This is a genomic window from Mycobacterium sp. RTGN6 (genome assembly GCF_033804605.1).
Lineage (GTDB): Bacteria > Actinomycetota > Actinomycetes > Mycobacteriales > Mycobacteriaceae > Mycobacterium.
This window is the reverse complement of the sequence record NZ_JAPZKZ010000007.1, coordinates 307,010-324,893: the sequence shown is the minus strand read 5'-3', so window position 1 is coordinate 324,893 and position 17,884 is coordinate 307,010. Positions and strand designations below refer to the sequence as shown.

17 protein-coding genes are annotated in these 17,884 nt (G+C 69.2%); 13 read left to right on the top strand and 4 right to left on the bottom strand.

Features of this window, described 5'->3' with window-relative positions; genetic code table 11:
* Positions 1-12: 12 nt before the first annotated feature.
* Positions 13-1,116 (top strand): D-alanine--D-alanine ligase family protein, encoded by a 1,104-nt coding sequence (locus tag SLQ33_RS19395; protein ID WP_319455481.1) that lies wholly within the window; start codon positions 13-15, stop codon positions 1,114-1,116.
* Here SLQ33_RS19395 and SLQ33_RS19390 read toward each other — a convergent pair.
* Complete coding sequence (locus SLQ33_RS19390; protein ID WP_319455562.1) at positions 1,113-1,619, bottom strand: DUF3515 domain-containing protein; 507 nt, start codon at positions 1,617-1,619, stop codon at positions 1,113-1,115. The two genes, SLQ33_RS19395 and SLQ33_RS19390, sit on opposite strands and share 4 nt — an antisense overlap.
* Positions 1,620-1,680: 61 nt before the next feature.
* Complete coding sequence (locus SLQ33_RS19385; RefSeq protein WP_319455480.1) at positions 1,681-1,917, bottom strand: Lrp/AsnC ligand binding domain-containing protein; 237 nt, start codon at positions 1,915-1,917, stop codon at positions 1,681-1,683.
* Positions 1,918-2,023: 106 nt separating this feature from the next.
* Here SLQ33_RS19385 and SLQ33_RS19380 point away from each other — a divergent pair, with 106 nt between their 5' ends.
* Together SLQ33_RS19380 and SLQ33_RS19375 are read left to right on the top strand one after the other, a co-directional pair.
* Positions 2,024-2,980 carry a thiamine-phosphate kinase gene (locus SLQ33_RS19380; RefSeq protein WP_319455479.1) on the top strand — a complete coding sequence of 319 codons (957 nt, stop codon included), beginning with the start codon at positions 2,024-2,026 and terminating at the stop codon, positions 2,978-2,980.
* A gap of 39 nt (positions 2,981-3,019) precedes the next feature.
* Positions 3,020-3,703: a uracil-DNA glycosylase gene (locus SLQ33_RS19375; RefSeq protein ID WP_319455478.1), complete on the top strand. Its 684-nt coding sequence runs from the start codon at positions 3,020-3,022 to the stop codon at positions 3,701-3,703.
* An 89-nt stretch (positions 3,704-3,792) separates the two neighbouring features.
* Here SLQ33_RS19375 and rpmB read toward each other — a convergent pair whose 3' ends face one another.
* Positions 3,793-3,987 carry a 50S ribosomal protein L28 gene (rpmB, locus tag SLQ33_RS19370; RefSeq protein WP_319455477.1) on the bottom strand — a complete coding sequence of 65 codons (195 nt, stop codon included), beginning with the start codon at positions 3,985-3,987 and terminating at the stop codon, positions 3,793-3,795.
* A gap of 207 nt (positions 3,988-4,194) precedes the next feature.
* Between rpmB and SLQ33_RS19365 the strand changes: the two genes are divergently transcribed.
* The 3 genes from SLQ33_RS19365 to SLQ33_RS19355 are packed head-to-tail and all read left to right on the top strand — an operon-like array spanning position 4,195 to position 8,755.
* Complete coding sequence (locus tag SLQ33_RS19365; RefSeq protein ID WP_319455476.1) at positions 4,195-5,826, top strand: DAK2 domain-containing protein; 1,632 nt, start codon at positions 4,195-4,197, stop codon at positions 5,824-5,826.
* A gap of 2 nt (positions 5,827-5,828) precedes the next feature.
* Complete coding sequence (gene recG, locus SLQ33_RS19360; protein WP_319455475.1) at positions 5,829-8,057, top strand: ATP-dependent DNA helicase RecG; 2,229 nt, start codon at positions 5,829-5,831, stop codon at positions 8,055-8,057.
* The gene (locus SLQ33_RS19355; protein WP_319455474.1) at positions 8,054-8,755 is read left to right on the top strand and encodes an HNH endonuclease family protein; all 702 of its coding nucleotides are present in this window, start codon (positions 8,054-8,056) and stop codon (positions 8,753-8,755) included. The genes recG and SLQ33_RS19355 overlap by 4 nt, the downstream gene beginning before the upstream one ends.
* On the opposite strand, the gene SLQ33_RS19350 is transcribed toward SLQ33_RS19355, so the two are convergent.
* Complete coding sequence (locus tag SLQ33_RS19350; RefSeq protein WP_319455473.1) at positions 8,752-9,591, bottom strand: aldo/keto reductase; 840 nt, start codon at positions 9,589-9,591, stop codon at positions 8,752-8,754. The two genes, SLQ33_RS19355 and SLQ33_RS19350, sit on opposite strands and share 4 nt — an antisense overlap.
* A 268-nt stretch (positions 9,592-9,859) precedes the next feature.
* On the opposite strand from SLQ33_RS19350, the gene SLQ33_RS19345 reads away from it, so the two are divergent.
* The 7 genes from SLQ33_RS19345 to sepIVA all read left to right on the top strand — a co-directional run bounded on the left by SLQ33_RS19345 (position 9,860) and on the right by sepIVA (position 17,845).
* Positions 9,860-10,939, top strand: a complete 1,080-nt coding sequence (locus SLQ33_RS19345; RefSeq protein ID WP_319455561.1) for an alpha/beta hydrolase — start codon at positions 9,860-9,862, stop codon at positions 10,937-10,939.
* 43 nt (positions 10,940-10,982) lie between these two features.
* Positions 10,983-11,801: a DsbA family protein gene (locus tag SLQ33_RS19340; RefSeq protein WP_319455472.1), complete on the top strand. Its 819-nt coding sequence runs from the start codon at positions 10,983-10,985 to the stop codon at positions 11,799-11,801.
* The gene (locus SLQ33_RS19335) at positions 11,798-12,427 is read left to right on the top strand and encodes a vitamin K epoxide reductase family protein (protein ID WP_319455471.1); all 630 of its coding nucleotides are present in this window, start codon (positions 11,798-11,800) and stop codon (positions 12,425-12,427) included. Before SLQ33_RS19340 ends, SLQ33_RS19335 begins: the two co-directional genes overlap by 4 nt.
* A 24-nt stretch (positions 12,428-12,451) precedes the next feature.
* Complete coding sequence (locus SLQ33_RS19330) at positions 12,452-15,832, top strand: pyruvate carboxylase (RefSeq protein ID WP_319455470.1); 3,381 nt, start codon at positions 12,452-12,454, stop codon at positions 15,830-15,832.
* Positions 15,829-16,419, top strand: a complete 591-nt coding sequence (rsmD, locus tag SLQ33_RS19325) for a 16S rRNA (guanine(966)-N(2))-methyltransferase RsmD (RefSeq protein WP_319455560.1) — start codon at positions 15,829-15,831, stop codon at positions 16,417-16,419. Before SLQ33_RS19330 ends, rsmD begins: the two co-directional genes overlap by 4 nt.
* Before the next feature lie 30 nt (positions 16,420-16,449).
* Complete coding sequence (gene coaD, locus SLQ33_RS19320) at positions 16,450-16,932, top strand: pantetheine-phosphate adenylyltransferase (RefSeq protein WP_319455469.1); 483 nt, start codon at positions 16,450-16,452, stop codon at positions 16,930-16,932.
* Positions 16,933-17,107: 175 nt separating this feature from the next.
* Positions 17,108-17,845 (top strand): cell division protein SepIVA, encoded by a 738-nt coding sequence (gene sepIVA / locus SLQ33_RS19315; protein WP_319455468.1) that lies wholly within the window; start codon positions 17,108-17,110, stop codon positions 17,843-17,845.
* Positions 17,846-17,884 lie beyond the last annotated feature (39 nt).

Here is a 17,884-nt window from a genome sequence, read left to right as displayed (position 1 = left end):
CCTCTCTAGGTTGTGACCGCTCGCACGCGCGTCGCCGTCGTCTACGGCGGCCGCAGCTCCGAACACGCCATTTCTTGCGTTTCGGCTGGCAGCATCCTGCGCAACCTCGATCCCGAACGCTTCGAAGTGGTCGCCGTCGGCATCTCGACCGAGGGGTCGTGGTTTCTCACCGACGGACGCCCCGAGGCGCTGGCCATCACCGACGGTCGGCTGCCCGAGGTCAGCGGAGAGTCGGGCACCGCGCTGGCACTGCCCGCCGATCCGCGTCGCCGCGGCGAACTGCTGGCTCTCGGGGAGGGTGCGGGCGGGCTCCTTGCCGCCGTCGACGTCGTCTTCCCGGTGCTGCACGGTCCCTACGGCGAGGACGGGACGATCCAGGGCCTGCTCGAGCTCGCCGGGGTGCCGTACGTCGGCGCGGGCGTGCTGTCCAGCGCCGCAGGTATGGACAAGGAGTTCACCAAGAAGCTGCTCGCCGCCGAAGGGCTGCCCGTCGGCGCCCACGTCGTGCTCCGAGCGGGGGAGCAGACGATCGATCTCGAGGAACGGGAGCGGCTCGGGCTGCCCGTGTTCGTCAAGCCGGCCCGTGGCGGCTCGTCGATCGGGGTCAGCCGCGTCGCGACGTGGGACCAGCTGGATGCGGCGATCGAGTTCGCGCGTCGTCACGACCCCAAGGTGATCGTCGAGGCAGCCGTGGTGGGCCGCGAAATCGAGTGCGGCGTACTGGAATTCCCCGACGGCCGGGTCGAAGCCAGCACCGTGGGCGAGATTCGGGTGGCCGGCGTGCGCGGGCGCGAGGACGGCTTCTACGACTTCGCCACCAAGTACCTCGAAGACGCCGCGGAACTCGACGTCCCCGCAAAGATCGACGACTCCGTCGCGCAGGAGGTGCGCCAACTGGCGATCCGCGCGTTCCGGGCGATCGACTGCCAGGGCCTTGCCCGCGTCGACTTCTTCCTCACCGAGGACGGGCCCGTGATCAACGAGCTCAACACCATGCCCGGCTTCACCACGATCTCCATGTATCCGCGGATGTGGGCGGCCAGCGGGGTGGACTATCCGACGTTGTTGGCCACCATGGTGGAGACGGCGTTGGCGCGAGGCACGGGCCTGCGCTAGCGGGCCGGTCCCGGATTGACCGCGACGGCGGGCATCGCCGCCGCGACGGCCCGCGATACCAGTTGGATCGGCGTTGGCCCCGATCCGTCGGCCAGCGTCAGGGCCACGTAGACGGGCCGGTCGACGGTGGTCCACGTGGTGCGGCCGCTGTCGGCGACGCGGAACCACGCCACCTCGTCGACCATCTGGACGGGTGAACCCGCGACGAAGTCGAGCGGCTGATCCAGACCGCACCGCAGGATCACGGTGTCGTCGTCGTTGGTCCCAGGTGCCCGCCACGCCGCCGCTCCCGCGGGTGCGGGCTGGGCGACGGTGGCCCGCTCGTAGTCACCGAGGCGTTCGGGCAACGCGTCTAGCAGGGCTCGGCAGGCGTCGCCGTCGGCCTGGGGTGCGGGCACTGAGACGATCGCCACAGGACTGCGTTGGGGTGTGGTCCGTTCAAGGGCGACGAAGACGAAGAGCCCGACGACGGCGGCGGCAGCGACGGCGACCGCGGCGATCATCACGGCCCGCGGAGGTCCGTCGGGTACGTCTGGATCCTCCGGGCTGGCCACCCGCGCAACTCTATGGCCCGTCGGCGATGGGGCACGTGAGGGTGCGGGTGATGCCGGTGACCAGCTGCACGTTCGAAACGACGTCATCCTGCAGGTCGTTGAGCGTCGCGGCGCCGATGCGCACCACGACGTCGTACGGGCCGGTGACGTACTCGGACGACAACACGCCCGGCAACGTAGCGAGTTGCTTCGCGACGACTTCGGCGCGGCCGACCTCGGTCTGAATCAGCATGAACGCCTCGACCACCCGCGCTCTCCTCCGTTCCCGCTGCATAGACTCCACGCGGCAGGGACCAAACGTACCGCAGGTCGGGCCGTCCTTCAGGCCAGGCAGAGAGGCGGCAGGGGGTGCCATGAGTGCCGATGAACCACCCGAAAGCCTGGCGGACTGGGGTGAGTTCGCCGTCATCGACCGACTGACGCGTGGCCGCGACCAGCCGTCGGCGGTGGTACTCGGACCTGGTGACGACGCCGCCGTGGTGCGCGCCGCAGACGGCCGCACCGTCGTGTCCACCGACATGCTGGTGGAGGGCAGGCACTTCCGGTTGGACTGGTCGACGCCCCGTGACGTGGGCCGCAAGGCCATCGCCGCGAACGCGGCCGACATCGAGGCCATGGGCGCGGTGCCGACGGCGTTCGTCGTCGCGTTCGGGGCGCCGGGCGACACGGCCGCCGACGACGTCATGGCGCTGTCGGACGGCATGTGGCTGGAGGCCGGTCAGTTCGGGGCGGGCATCGTCGGCGGCGACCTCGTCAGCGCCCCGCAATGGGTCATCTCGGTGACCGCGCTTGGCGATCTCGGCGGCCGCGCGCCCGTGACCCTGAGCGGTGCGCGCCCCGGGGACACGGTCGCATTGACAGGTGAGCTCGGGCGGTCAGCTGCGGGACTTGCCTTGTGGCACAACGGGGTCGACGAATTTGCCGAGCTCCGGGCGCGCCACCTCGTCCCTCGGGTGCCGTACGGTGCGGGGCGGATGGCCGCCGACGGGGGCGCCACGGCGATGACCGATGTCTCCGATGGGCTGCTGGCCGACCTCGGTCACATCGCGGACGCGTCCGGGGTCGGCGTCGACGTGTCCCGCGACGCACTGTCCCTCGATCACGAGGCGGTGCGTGGCGCCGCCTCGGCGACGTCGGGGGACCCGTGGGCGTGGGTGCTCGGCGGTGGGGAGGACCACGCGCTGGTCGCGACGTTCCCGGGTCCGATTCCGGCAGGGTGGCGGAAGATCGGCGCGGTGGTCGACGGCCCGCCCCGCGTACTGGTCGACGGTGGTCGGTGGACCGGAAATCCGGGCTGGCAGTCGTTTTGAGCGCCGACGCGCTCGTCGCGTCCGCTATGTTGACCCATCGTGACCGCGCGCCCACTGAGCGAACTCATCGACGAAGGCTGGGCGCGTGCACTCGCGCCGGTGGAGGATCAGGTGGCCCGTATGGGCGAATTCCTGCGCGGCGAGCTCGCGTCGGGTGCCCACTATCTGCCCGCAGGCGAGAACGTGTTGCGCGCCTTCACCTTTCCCTTCGACGAGGTGAGAGTGTTGATCGTCGGACAAGACCCGTACCCCACTCCGGGGCACGCGGTGGGGCTCAGCTTCTCGGTGGCGCCGGACGTCCGTCCGCTGCCGCGCAGCCTCGACAACATCTTCACCGAGTACGCCGCGGACCTCGGCTACCCGGCGCCGAGTTCGGGGGACCTGGTGCCCTGGTCGCAGCGCGGAGTGATGCTGTTGAACAGGGTGCTCACCGTGCGGCCCGGCAATTCGGCATCACACCGCGGCAAGGGCTGGGAAGCGGTCACCGAGTGCGCCATCCGGGCGCTCGTCGGGCGGGCGCAGCCGATGGTCGCGGTGTTGTGGGGACGCGATGCGGGCACGCTCAAGCCGATGTTGACCGGCGAACACTGCTTGACGATCGAGTCGGTGCACCCGTCGCCGCTCTCGGCGTCGCGCGGATTCTTCGGTTCGCGGCCGTTCAGCCGCGCCAACGAGCTGCTCGTGCAGATGGGCGCCGAGCCGATCGACTGGCGGCTGCCGTGACGCCAGTGCGCCGAGACTGCTGAGAGATCGCCGAAACGCGTGTCAAAGCGATCTGACCGCAGTCTCGGCGAAAGGGGAGTGCGGCGGACTCAGCCGCGCGCGACCTTGCCGGCCTTGATGCACGACGTGCAGGCATTGACGCGCTTCTTGTTGCCGCCGGGGCGGTCGGTGGAGTGCACCACCTGGATGTTCGGATCCCAGCGACGGCTGGTCCGGCGATGGGAGTGAGAGACCTGCTTGCCAAAGCCGGGGCCCTTTCCGCAGATATCGCAGACGGCAGCCATGTAGAACTCCTCGATCAGTGTTTGGGGGTCTGGGTCGTGCGCCGCGACCGGCGCGCGGTCGACCCGACAACCTGACCAGGATACCGGGCGCCGCAGCTATCGCCAAAACGGTACCCACCACGGTGAACGCAGTGACGGCTGTCAGGCTCGCTCGATACGCTTGGCGCCCGAAGAGCAGACCGCGTTGGAGGTGGGGTGGAGGTCGAGATGTCCCCTCGTCGGCTCGACGCGATTGCACTGCGCGACTGGGCACACACCGCCGTCGATGGCCTGATCGCCCACACCGATGAGATCAACCGGCTCAACGTGTTCCCGGTCGCCGACGCCGACACCGGAACGAACATGCTGTTCACGATGCGTGCGGCATGCGCGTGCGCCGACGCGGCGGACTACTCCGACGTCGCCGCCGTGGCCTCCGCGTTGGCCGAGGGGGGGCTGCGCGGGGCACGCGGTAACTCCGGCGTGATCCTGTCTCAGATCCTGCGCGGGCTCGCCGACGTCGTCGGCACGGCGGCGGCCGAGCGCAGCGGCGAGCTCGCCGACGTCGACGGCCGGGTGCTCGCGTCCGCGCTGCGACACGCGGTCGCGCTGGTGGTCGCATCGGTCAGCGACACCGTCCCAGGCACCATCGTCTCGGTACTGCAGGCCGCGGCCGGGGCGGCCGAGGAGGCGTCGGGCGGGGGTCGTGACCTAGCCGGCGTCGTGCAGTCGGCGTCGGAGGCCGCCGTCATCGCCCTGGACGAGACGCCCCGGCAGCTCGACGTGCTCGCCAAGGCCGGGGTGGTCGACGCGGGCGGACGCGGGCTGCTGGTCCTGCTCGACGCGCTGAACACCACCTTGACCGGGCATTCGCCACACCGGCATGCCTATCAGCCGCCTCGCACACTCGACTCGCTCGACGTCACCGCCACGGTGGCACCCCCTCAGTTCGAGGTGATGTACCTGCTGAGCGGCTGCGACCACACCGGTGTCGAACGCCTTCGCGAGCGCCTGGAGCGGGTCGGCGAATCGGTCGCCATCGCCACCTCGGGCGACGGCGACCACTATTCGGTGCACGTGCACGCCGACGATGCCGGGGGAGCCGTCGAGGCGGCGCTCGACATCGGCACGCTCACCCGCATCCAGGTGACCGCGCTCACCGGCGCTGCGGGCGCGCGGCCGTCCGCCGGTTGGAGTCGGGACCGCGCGGTACTGGCGATCGTCGACGGCGACGGCGCAGAGGAGCTGTTCACCGGGGAGGGTGCCCACGTGCTTCGGCCCGAGTCCGGGCGCGCGATCAGCGCACAGCAGCTGGTGCGGGCGCTCGTCGACGTGGAGGCGGCGCAGGTGATGGTGCTACCCAACGGATACGTCGCCGCTGAGGAACTCGTCGCGGGGTGTACCGCGGCCATCGGATGGGGCATCGACGTGGTGCCCGTGCCAGCCGCGTCCATGGTGCAGGGGCTGGCGGCGCTCGCCGTCCACGACGCGGGCCGCCAAGCCGTCGACGACGGCTACTCGATGGCGCGTGCGGCGGCATCAGCCCGGCACGGGTCGGTGCGGCTGGCCACCGAGGAAGCGCTGACGTGGGCGGGCACGTGCAAGCCGGGCGACGGGCTTGGCATCGCGGGCGACGAAGTGTTGATCGTCGGCGACGACGTCGCAGCCGCTGGCGCCGGGCTCATCGACCTGCTGCTGTCGTCGGGGGGCGAGCTCGTCACCGTGCTGACCGGTGCGGGCGTCGACCCCGCCGTCGGTGCGGCGCTGCGCGAGCACGTCCACCGCGAGCACCTCGGCACCGAGTTGGTGACGTACCACACCGGTCATGTTGGCGACGCCGTGCTGATCGGAGTGGAGTAGCGGTGGCCAGCCTCACTGACCGGCTCGACCGCGTGATCGGCGCCAAGTCCGCGAAGCCGCTCGCCGAGCACCTCGACATCCACACCGTCGACGATCTGCTGCGGCACTACCCGCGCAAGTACAGCGACGGCATGACGGTGCGCGGCGAGGGCGAGGACCTCGAACTCGAGGCGGGGCAGCACGTCACGTTCGTCGACACGGTCGCCGAGGTCGCCGTGAAGCCGATGAGGCGACAGCCGGGCAAGCGGCAGCGGTTCTACGCGGTGGTCACCCTCCGCGATCGCAAGCCGCAGGTGACGGCCACCTTCTTCAACGCCGAGTACCTGGCCAAGCAGCTGGAGAAGGGCACCCGGGTGATGCTGTCCGGCGAGGTGTCGTACTTCAAGAGGAACATGCAGCTGACTCACCCGGCGTTCCTGGTGCTCAGCGGGTCCGGGCAGGGCAAGGGCACCAAGTCGCTGGCCAAGATCGCCGAGGGAACCGACGACGAGGCAGAGTTGCTCGCCGCCTTCGAACGCGACTTCTTTCCGATCTACGCGGCCAGCGCCAAGGTGCAGAGCTGGGACGTCTATGCCTGCGTGCGCCAGGTGTTGGCCGTGCTCGATCCGGTGCCCGATCCACTGCCGGATGACGTTCGGCGCCAATGGGACCTGTGCTCCGAGGACGAGGCGTTGCGCGCCATTCACCTTGCCGAACGCGTCGAGGACCGGGAACGGGCCCGCACCAGACTCGCCTTCGACGAAGCCGTCGGGCTGCAGTGGGCGCTGGTGGAGCGCAGGCACGGGGAATTGAGCGGGACGGGGCCGTCGGCGCCCAGACGTGACGACGGGTTGGCCGCGGCGATGACGCAGCGGCTGCCGTTCGAGCTCACGGCCGGGCAGCGCGACGTGCTCGAGGTGCTCGAATCCGAGCTCGCGTCCACCACGCCGATGCACCGGATGCTGCAGGGCGAGGTGGGCTCCGGCAAGACCATCGTCTCGGTGCTCGCCATGCTGCAGATGGTCGACGCCGGATACCAGTGCGCGCTGTTGGCTCCCACGGAAGTGCTTGCCGCCCAACATGCCAGGTCCATCCGCGACGTGCTCGGGCCATTGGCCATGTCCGGTCAGCTCGGTGGCGAGGACGGCGCCACCCGGGTCGCGCTCCTCACGGGTTCGATGACGCCGCAACAGAAGCGGGAGGTCCGCGACGAGGTCGCCAGTGGCGACGCCGGCATCGTCATCGGCACGCATGCGCTGCTGCAGGAGGCCGTGGAGTTCGCCAACCTCGGCATGGTCGTCGTCGACGAACAACACCGGTTCGGCGTCGAGCAGCGGGATCGACTGCGCGCCAAGGCAGTCGGTGGTATTACTCCACACCTGCTGGTGATGACCGCCACCCCGATACCTCGTACCGTGGCCCTCACCGTCTACGGCGACTTGGAGACGTCGACCTTGCGTGAACTGCCGCGGGGACGGCAACCGATCACCACCAACACCATCTTCGTCACCGAGAAGAAGTCGTGGCTGGACCGGGCGTGGCAGCGCGTCGCCGAAGAGGTTCAGGGCGGACGCCAGGCGTACGTGGTCGCATCGCGGATCGACGAAACCGAGAAGGGCGCAACCGATCAGGGCGGAGTGCCGCCCATCACCGTCGTCGAACTGCACCGCCACCTGACGCACGGGCCGCTGTCCGGACTACGTCTTGGCCTCATGCACGGCCGGCTACCCGCCGACGAGAAGGACGCGATCATGACGGCGTTCCGCGCGGGCGACGTCGACGTGCTGGTGTGCACCACGGTGATCGAGGTGGGCGTCGACGTGCCCAACGCCACGGTGATGGTGGTGATGGACGCCGATCGCTTCGGCATCAGTCAGTTGCACCAGTTGCGTGGGCGCATCGGTCGCGGCCAGCACGCCAGCCTGTGCTTGCTCGCCACCAACCTTCCGGAGGCGTCGAAGGCAGGGGAACGGCTGACGGCCGTCGCGCGCACGCTGGATGGCTTCGAGCTCGCCGACCTCGACCTGCGCGAGCGGCGCGAGGGAGACGTGTTGGGCTACAACCAATCCGGTCGTCCCATCACGTTGCGACTGCTGTCGCTGGCCGAGCACCTCGAGATCATCGAGGCCGCCCGCGCATTCGCGGAATCGGTGTACGAGGCCGACCCGAGGCTGACGCGCAATCCAGGCATCGCCGTACTGGCCGCACCCTTCAGCGACACCAACCGCGTCGAATACCTGGACAAGGCGTGAGCCCCCGGTGGTGGTTGATCGCGGGCGTCGTGCTCGCGATCCTCGTCGCAGTCCAAGTCACGGTTGCCAGCCAGAGTGCGCCAGAGTTCATCGCCGCCGCGGACGTACCGACCATCGCGCCAGGCGTCGACGTGCTCGCCGGCATCCCCGAGATACCCGCGCGTATCCGTGGGAACGACTACCGCAGAGCGGCTTTCGGAGACTCCTGGACCGACGACACCGCCGCGCCGGGCGGCCACAACGGGTGCGACACCCGCAACGACGTCCTCGACCGCGACCTGATCGACAAGACGTACGTCGCCATCTCACGCTGCCCAACCGCGGTGGCCACCGGAACGCTGTACGACCCGTACACCAACGACGTCGTCCACTTCACCCGTGGGAACCAGGTCGGGGCGGCGGTGCAGATCGACCACCTCGTCCCGCTCGCGCTGGCCTGGGATCTCGGGGCGCGGGACTGGCCCGACGAGCTCCGCCTGCGGTTCGCCAACGATCCCGCCAACCTCATCGCGGTCCAGGGCCAAGCCAACCAGGACAAGGGCGACAAGGAGCCCGCCTACTGGATGCCGGCCAATCACGCGTTCTGGTGCCAGTATTCGGTGCAGTTCGCCGCGGTGCTGCGTGGGTACGGCCTCCCGGTCGATGCGCCGTCGGCCGTGGTGCTGCGGGATGCCGCAGCCACCTGCCCGGTGGCCTAGGTCCCGGTGTAGGTCTCCGGGTCGGGCCGGAAGCGGGTGCCGTCGTCGAGTGCGTTGATCGCGTCGACGTGCTCGGTCGCCAGTTCGAACTCGAACACGTCGGCGTTCTGCGCGATCCGCTCGGGTGACGACGACCGGGGGATCACGACGTTGCCCAGCTGCAGGCTCCACCGGATCAGCACCTGTGCAGGCGTCTTGCCGTACTCGCCCGCGATCGAGGTGATCGTCGGGTTGTCCAGCAGTCTGCCCACCCCCAGCGGTCCATAGGCCTCGGTCACGATGTCGTGCTCGGCGTTGACGGCGCGCAGCGCGGCCTGGTTCAGCAGTGGGTGCAGCTCGATCTGGTTGACCGTCGGGACGACGAAGGACAGGTCGATGACGTTGGAGAGGTCCTCCGGCGTGAAGTTGCATACCCCGATCGACTTCGTGTGGCCGTCCTGCTTGGCCTTCATCAGTCCGCCCCAGCTGTCGACGTACTTGCCTGCGTTGCCGGCAGGCCAGTGGATCAGATACAGGTCGACGTAGTCCAGGCCGAGGCGCTCGAGGCTGGCCTTGATGGCGTCCTGGGCGGCCTGGAAACCCTGGTCTTCAGTGGCCAGCTTGGTGGTGACGAAGACCTCGGCGCGCGGAATCCCCGACGCCGCGATCGCCCGCCCCACCGCCGCCTCGTTGCCGTAGGCCGACGCGGTGTCGATCAGTCGCACGCCGATCTCCAGCGCCGCGGCCACCGCACGCTCGGTCTCTGCGTCGGAGAGCTCGCCGACGCCGATGCCGAGCGCCGGGATCGCGTTGTCGTCGTGGAGGGCCACGTTGGGAATCGCTGCCACCGAGGTCATGTCACCTACTCTGTGTCGTCGCACGTGCGTGGGATCGGGAACCGAACACGTCGACGTCATTCACAGTCCGCTCGGGGTTCACCGGCTTGCGGATGGAGATATTACGCGAGCGTGACTAGCCACCCTCGCGCCCTCCACCGGCGGGGCGGTGCCACGAAACGGTCGACTCGCGGCCAGCTGCCCAACTAGCGTCGTGACCGTGAGTGAACCAGTCGCGACGACCAAGACTTCACTGGCCCGTCCATCCGCCGCCCTGCCGGAGCATCGGGTGGCGGGCAGACCCGGGCGCGCCCGGCTTGCGGTGCTCAACGTGGGCAGTGGCATCACGCTGCGGCTCATCCCGCGGATCCCGGACCTCGTCAAACGGTTGCTCCTGGGCAGACGGACCGTCACCGTCGACGGCAACACCATGGACACCACGTTGCAGTTCCTGCTCGCGCTGCTGCGGTTGTCGGGCGGCGGATTCGTCGCGAGCAGCGACGTCGCGGTGGCGCGCACGCAGCTGCGCACGCTGGCCGGCATCCTCGACGCCCCCATCGCCGTCGGCGTCGAGGACCTCACCGTGTCGGGCGCCGCGGGTGACCTTCGGGCGCGCCACTACACGCCGGTCAACTCCACGGGGTCGGAGCCGCTGCTCGTCTTCTATCACGGCGGCGGATTCGTGCTCGGCGACATCGAGACCCACGACGCGCTGTGCCGGCTGATCTGTCGCGACGCGGCGATGCACGTGTTGTCGGTGGACTATCGGCGCGCGCCCGAGCACCCGGCGCCCGCGGCCGCCGAGGACGCCTACGCCGCGTACCGGTGGGCCACCGACCACGCGGCCGCATTGGGGGCCGACCCCAACCGCGTCGCGGTGGGCGGCGACAGCGCGGGAGGCAACTTGGCCGCCGTCACGTCCCAGCTGGCCCGCAACGACGGGTTTCCAATTCCGGCGTTGCAGTTGCTGATCTACCCGGTCACCAATTTCTCGGCCGGCAGCCACACCCGCTCCTCGACCTTGTTCGCCGACGGGTACTTCCTCACCAAGGCGGACATGGACTGGTGCCGCGCCCGGTACGTCGGCGCCGGGGCAGTAGAGGGATCGGACCCGCGGGTCTCACCGCTGCTGGCCGACGACTTCTCCGGGCTGCCACCGGCGTTGGTGGCGACGGGTGGGTTCGACCCCCTGCGCGACGAGGGCACCCAGTACGCGGAGGCGCTCGCCGCGGCGGGTGTGCCGGTGGATCACCGCCACTTCGGGTCGCTGATCCACGGGTTCACGAACTTCTTCCCACTCGGCGGCGCCAGCGCGAGCGCCACCTCCGAACTGGTTTCCGCACTCCGGGCTCATTTGACCCGCGGCTGAGAGTCGCTAAAGACCCGCTGCGGCGCGCCGGTACCCTGTTGCCGTGGCCACGAAACCCAAGAAGACTGCCAGCTACGACCTGAAGGCTGCCGACCGCAGGCGCAACATGCTCATCCAGATCGGGCTCACCGCGGTCGTCGTGATCTTCGCCGTCGCCCTCGTCGGCTACATCGTGCTCTCCGGCAAGGAGAAGCCGGAATCGGGCGAGTCGAGGTCCATCCGGGTGGCGTCGAGCAAGGTGATCACCAAGGAGGGCACCACCGAACCCAAGGTCGTGCTGTCGGTGTACGAGGACTTCCTGTGCCCGGTGTGCCGCCAGTTCGAAGCCGACTTCGGCTCGACGATCAAACAGCTGATCGACAACGGGGTCATCGCCACCGACTACTACATGGTGGCGATCCTCGATTCGCCTGCGACCAAGAACTACTCGTCGCGCGCTGGCGCCGCGGCCTACTGCGTCGCCGACGAGGACACGACCCCGGACAAGCAGGTCTTCCGCCGATTCCATGCCGCGCTGTACGCCCAGCAGCCCAGCGAGACGGGCACGGTCTTCCCCACCAACGAGCAGCTGATCGAGACCGCCCGCCAGGCCGGGGTGGTGGGCAAGGTGCCCGAGTGCATCAACAACGGCCGCTACCTGGGTCTGGTCGAGGGATTGGCCGGGGCGAACAACGTCCAGGCCACTCCGACGATCAAGATCAACGGCCAGGACTTCCCGTATAGCGCCCAAGCGAAGCCCGCGGATCTCGTCGCGAAGATCAAGGAGATCGTCGGCGACGTGCCAGGGCTGAGCGCCGCTCCGGCCGCTCCCGCACCCCCGGCCGCTCCCGTGCCGCCCGCCCCGGCCCCCGCCACACCGTGACCGTCGCCGCGCCCAGTACCGACCCGTCGGCGCCCGCGCCGGAGGGCCGGTCGGCGGTGCGGGTCAAGCGGGCCAGCGCGATCTGGGTGCTGATCGCAGGCGTGGTCGGCCTCACTGCGTCGATCACGTTGACCGTCGAGAAGATCGAACTGCTGATCGACCCGTCCTACGTGCCGTCGTGCAGCATCAACCCGGTGCTGTCCTGCGGGTCGGTGATGGTTACGCCGCAGGCGTCGGCCTTCGGGTTCCCCAACTCGCTGCTCGGCATCGTCGGCTTCACCGTCGTGGTGGTGACCGGTGTGCTCGCGGTGTTCAAAGTGGCTCTGCCGCGGTGGTATTGGGTAGGGCTGGCGATCGGCACGCTGCTCGGCACCGTTTTCGTGCACTGGCTGATCTTCCAGAGCCTCTACCACATCGGTGCGCTGTGCCCGTACTGCATGGTGGTGTGGACGGTGACCATTCCACTGCTGTGCGTCGTCGCGTCGGTCGCGCTGCAACCGCTGGCGGGCAACGTCGTCGCCCGCGTGCTGTACCAGTGGCGGTGGTCGATCGTGGCGCTGTGGTTCACCGCCTTGATCCTGATGATCCTGGAGCGGTTCTGGAACTATTGGTCGACGCTGATCTAGAAATTCGGCTTGTTAGGGTTACCCGTGATTTCTAAGCTGCTCGTCGCCAACCGCGGAGAGATCGCGATCCGCGCGTTCCGTGCTGCCTTCGAGATGGGCATCTCGACCGTCGCGGTCTACGCCCACGAGGATCGCAATTCGTCGCATCGGCTCAAGGCCGACGAGTCCTACCAGATCGGCGAGTTGGGCCGTCCGGTCCGCGCCTACCTGTCCGTCGACGAGATCATCCGCGTCGCGAAGCACGCGGGCGCCGACGCCGTGTATCCCGGCTACGGATTCCTTTCGGAGAACCCCGAGTTGGCCGCGGCGTGTGCCGAAGCGGGCATCACGTTCGTCGGCCCGGGTGCGCACGTGTTGGAACTGACGGGCAACAAGGCCCGCGCGATCGCCGCCGCAAAGGAGGCGGGCCTGCCGGTGCTGGCCTCGTCGGCGCCGTCGGCCTCGGTCGACGAGCTCGTCGCCGCCAGCGCCAACATGCACTTCCCGTTGTTCGTGAAGGCGGTGTCGGGAGGTGGGGGCCGGGGGATGAGGCGGGTGGCCGAACCCGAGGCGCTCGCCGAGGCGATCGAGGCCGCCAGCCGCGAGGCAGAGTCGGCGTTCGGTGATGCGACGGTCTACCTCGAACAGGCCGTCGTGAATCCGCGCCACATCGAGGTGCAGATCCTCGCCGACGCCCAGGGCAACGTCATCCACCTGTTCGAACGGGACTGCAGCGTGCAGCGCAGGCACCAGAAGGTGATCGAGCTCGCGCCCGCGCCGAACCTGCCAGCCGAGCTGCGAGACCGGATGTGCGCCGACGCCGTGGCGTTCGCCAGGCAGATCGACTACACCTGCGCGGGCACGGTGGAGTTCCTGCTCGACGAGCGCGGCAACCACGTGTTCATCGAGATGAACCCCCGAATCCAGGTCGAGCACACGGTCACCGAGGAGATCACGGACGTCGACCTGGTGGCCTCCCAGCTGCGGATCGCGGCGGGCGAGACGCTGGCCGATCTCGGGCTGAGCCAGGACGCGTTGCAGGTGCGCGGCGCCGCAATGCAGTGCCGCATCACCACCGAGGACCCGGGCAACGGCTTCCGGCCCGACACCGGCCGGATCACCGGCTACCGCTCGCCCGGCGGTGCGGGCATCCGGCTCGACGGGGGTACGACCCTGGGCGCCGAGATCAGTGCGCACTTCGACTCCATGCTGGTGAAGTTGACCACCCGGGGCCGCGACTTCTCCGTCGCGGCGACCCGCGCGCGACGGGCTCTGGCCGAATTCCGCATTCGCGGAGTCTCCACGAACATCCCGTTCCTACAGGCCGTGGTCGACGACCCCGACTTCCGTGCTGGCCGCGTCACCACGTCGTTCATCGACGAGCGGCCGCATCTGCTCACCGCGCACATCCCCGCCGACCGCGGCACGAAGATCCTCAACTACCTCGCCGAGGTCACCGTCAACACGCCCTACGGCGGTCAGGCGAGGGTGTACCCGCAGGACAAGCTGCCCGAGCTCGACCTCGAGTCGACGCCGCCGCCAGGAAGCAAGCAGCGCCTGACCGAGCTGGGACCCGAGGGCTTCGCGGCGTGGCTGCGGGATTCGCCGGCGGTCGGCGTCACCGACACCACCTTCCGAGACGCGCACCAGTCGCTGCTCGCCACCAGGGTGCGCACGTCCGGCCTGCTGACGATCGCGCCGTACATCGCCAGGATGACGCCGGAGCTGCTGTCGATCGAGTGCTGGGGTGGCGCGACTTACGATGTGGCCCTTCGGTTTCTGAAGGAAGACCCCTGGGAACGGCTGGCGGCGCTACGCGAGGCGGTGCCGAACGTCTGCCTGCAGATGCTGCTTCGGGGCCGCAACACGGTCGGCTACACCCCGTACCCGGAGGTGGTCACGTCGGCGTTCGTCGAGGAGGCCACCGCGACGGGCATCGACATCTACCGCATCTTCGATGCGCTGAACAACGTCGAGTCGATGCGTCCCGCCATCGACGCGGTCCGCGAATCCGGTTCTGCGATAGCGGAAGTCGCGATGAGCTACACCGGCGACCTGTCTGACCCCGCCGAGACGCTCTACACCCTGGACTACTACCTCAAGCTCGCCGAGCAGATCGTCGATGCGGGCGCGCACGTGCTGGCGATCAAGGACATGGCCGGGCTGCTGCGACCGCCTGCGGCGACCACGTTGGTCACCGCGCTGCGCAGTCGGTTCGACCTGCCCGTGCACGTGCACACCCACGACACCCCCGGCGGACAGCTGGCCACCTATACCGCCGCCTGGCAGGCCGGGGCCAGCGCGGTCGACGGTGCCGCCGCCCCACTGGCGGGCACCACCAGCCAGCCGGCGTTGAGCTCCATCGTCGCCGCGGCCGCGCACACCAGGTACGACACCGGACTGTCGCTACGTGCCGTCTGCGACCTCGAGCCGTACTGGGAGGCGCTGCGAAAGGTGTACGCGCCCTTCGAATCCGGGCTTCCCGCGCCGACCGGCCGGGTCTACGAGCACGAGATTCCCGGTGGTCAGCTGAGCAACCTGCGCCAGCAGGCGATCGCGCTGGGGATGGGAAACCGGTTCGAGGAGGTCGAGAACGCGTATGCGGGGGCTGACCGCGTACTCGGTCACCTGGTGAAGGTCACGCCGTCGAGCAAGGTCGTCGGAGACCTCGCGCTCGCGTTGGTCGGCGCCGGCGCGACGGCGGACGAGTTCGCGGCCGATCCGGAGAAGTTCGACATTCCCGACTCCGTGATCGGGTTCCTGCGCGGCGAATTGGGTGACCCTCCGGGTGGCTGGCCCGAACCGCTGCGGACCAAGGCGCTGGCCGGGCGGGCACCGGCGAAGCCGACCCAGGCGCTCACCGCCGAGGACGAGGCGGCGTTGGCAGAGCCGGGCCGCGGCCGTCAGGCCGCACTCAACCGGCTGCTGTTCCCCGGCCCGACCAAGGAGTTCGAGGCGCACCGCGAGACGTACGGCGACACGTCGCGCCTGTCCGGCAACCAGTTCTTCTACGGGTTGCGTCACGGCGACGAGCACCGAATCCAGATCGACCGCGGCGTCGAACTCATCATCGGCCTCGAGGCCATCTCCGACGCCGACGACCGCGGCATGCGCACCGTGATGTGCATCATCAACGGCCAGCTCCGGCCGGTGTTGGTGCGCGATTTGTCCATCGCGAGCGACGTTCCCGTCGCGGAGAAGGCCGACCGGGCCAACCCCAACCACGTCGCCGCACCGTTCGCGGGCGTCGTCACCGTCAACGTGTCCGTGGGCGACGAGGTATCTGCCGGCCAGACCATCGCCAGCATCGAGGCCATGAAGATGGAGGCCGCGATCACCGCACCCAACGCGGGCAAAGTCGAACGCGTCGCAGTCGCGGCCACCGCTCAGGTCGAGGGCGGTGACTTGCTGGTGGTGATCAGCTGACCCGCATCATCGGCGGCGAACTCGGAGGCCGCCGAATCGCGGTGCCGCAGGGCCGCTCCGGCAAGGGCACTCGGCCCACCACCGATCGCGTGCGGGAAGCGCTGTTCAACGTATTGGCCGCGAACGTCGACTTCTCCGGCATCGCGGTGCTCGACCTCTACGCTGGATCGGGAGCGCTTGGGCTGGAGGCACTTTCGCGGGGAGCAGCGGCTGCCTTGTTCGTCGAATCCGACCGGCGCGCCGCGGCGGTCATCACGGCGAACGTCGAAGGTCTCGGTGTCGACGGGGCCGTCGTGCGCTGCGCTGCCGTCGCGGCGGTGCTCGCGGGCGGTGCCGCAACACCGGCCGACGTGGTGTTCGCCGACCCGCCCTACGACGTGCCCGTCGCCGAGGTCGAGTCCGTGCTGGCCACGCTCGGTGGGCACGGTTGGGTGGCGCCGGGCGCGGTCGCGGTGATCGAGCGGGCCGCGTCGGGTCCCGAGCTCGCCTGGCCGGACGGCTGGTCGGCATGGCAGGTGCGTCGCTACGGCGACACGCGGCTCGAATTCGGCGAATTCGGCGTGGTGGGCGGCGATGAGCGCACGTGAGCACGCCGTAGTCGCGTAACCTGCACCACCATGAGCGGCGCGGTATGCCCTGGATCGTTCGACCCGGTGACTCTCGGCCACATTGACGTGTTCGAGCGTGCCTCAGCCCAGTTCGACGAGGTCGTCGTCGCGGTGCTGGTGAATCCCAACAAGGCAGGCATGTTCACGCCTGCCGAGCGCATCGCCATGATCGAGGAGGCCTGCGCGCACCTGACGAATCTGCGGGTCGAATCCGGCTCGGGCCTGGTCGTCGACTTCGTCAAGTCGCGGGGGCTCACGGCCATCGTCAAGGGTCTGCGCACCGGCCAGGACTTCGAGTACGAGCTGCAGATGGCGCAGATGAACAAACACGTCGCGGGTGTCGACACGTTCTTCGTCGCGACCTCGCCCCGGTACTCCTTCGTGTCGTCGTCGCTGGCCAAGGAAGTCGCCGCGCTCGGCGGTGACGTCTCGGAGTTGCTACCCGAACCCGTCAACCGCCGGTTGGCGGAGAAGCTGAACAAGACCGACTGAGGCGTCCCATCACGTCGCGGCGTGTGCGGTTTCATCCGCGACACGCCGTGATCGACGTATGAATCGGCACACTCAAGCCGTCTGACGGGTTTGCGACACACCGGCGCGTCACCCCTGTCACAGGCGTAACACCAGGCACACTGGTAACCGTCAACTAGGCCTGGAGGGTGTTGCCGTGTACCGAGTATTTGAGGCGCTCGACGAGCTCGGCGCAATCGTGGAGGAAGCCCGCGGCGTGCCGATGACCGCTGGGTGCATGGTGCCCCGTGGCGACGTGCTCGAACTGATCGACGACATCAAGGACGCCATCCCCGGCGAGCTCGACGACGCCCAAGACGTGCTCGACGCCCGCGACGGCATGCTTCGCGAGGCCAAGGAACACGCCGACTCGATGGTTGCCACCGCCACCACGGAGGCAGACTCGCTGGTCAACCACTCCCGGGCCGAGGCCGACCGGATCCTGGCCGACGCCAAGGGTCAGGCCGACCGGATGGTCGCCGAGGCGCGCCAGCACAGCGAGCGGATGGTCGGCGAAGCCCGCAACGAGGCCGAGCGGCTGGCCGCCACCGCCAAGCGCGAGTACGAGGCCAGCGCCGGACGCGCCAAGTCCGAGGCCGACCGGCTCATCGAGAACGGAAACCTGTCCTACGAGAAGGCCGTTCAGGAGGGCATCAAGGAGCAGCAGCGCCTGGTGGCGCAGACCGAGATCGTCGCGACCGCGACCTCCGAGGCCACCCGCCTGATCGATTCGGCCCACGCCGAGGCCGACCGGCTCCGCGGCGAATGCGACATCTACGTCGACAACAAGCTCGCCGAGTTCGAGGACTACCTCAACGGAACGCTGCGCTCGGTCGGGCGCGGACGACACCAGCTGCGCACCGCCGCCGGAACCCACGACTACGCACAGCGCTGACGCTGGCTGGGAGGCATCCCACGCCGGTCGTAGGATTGC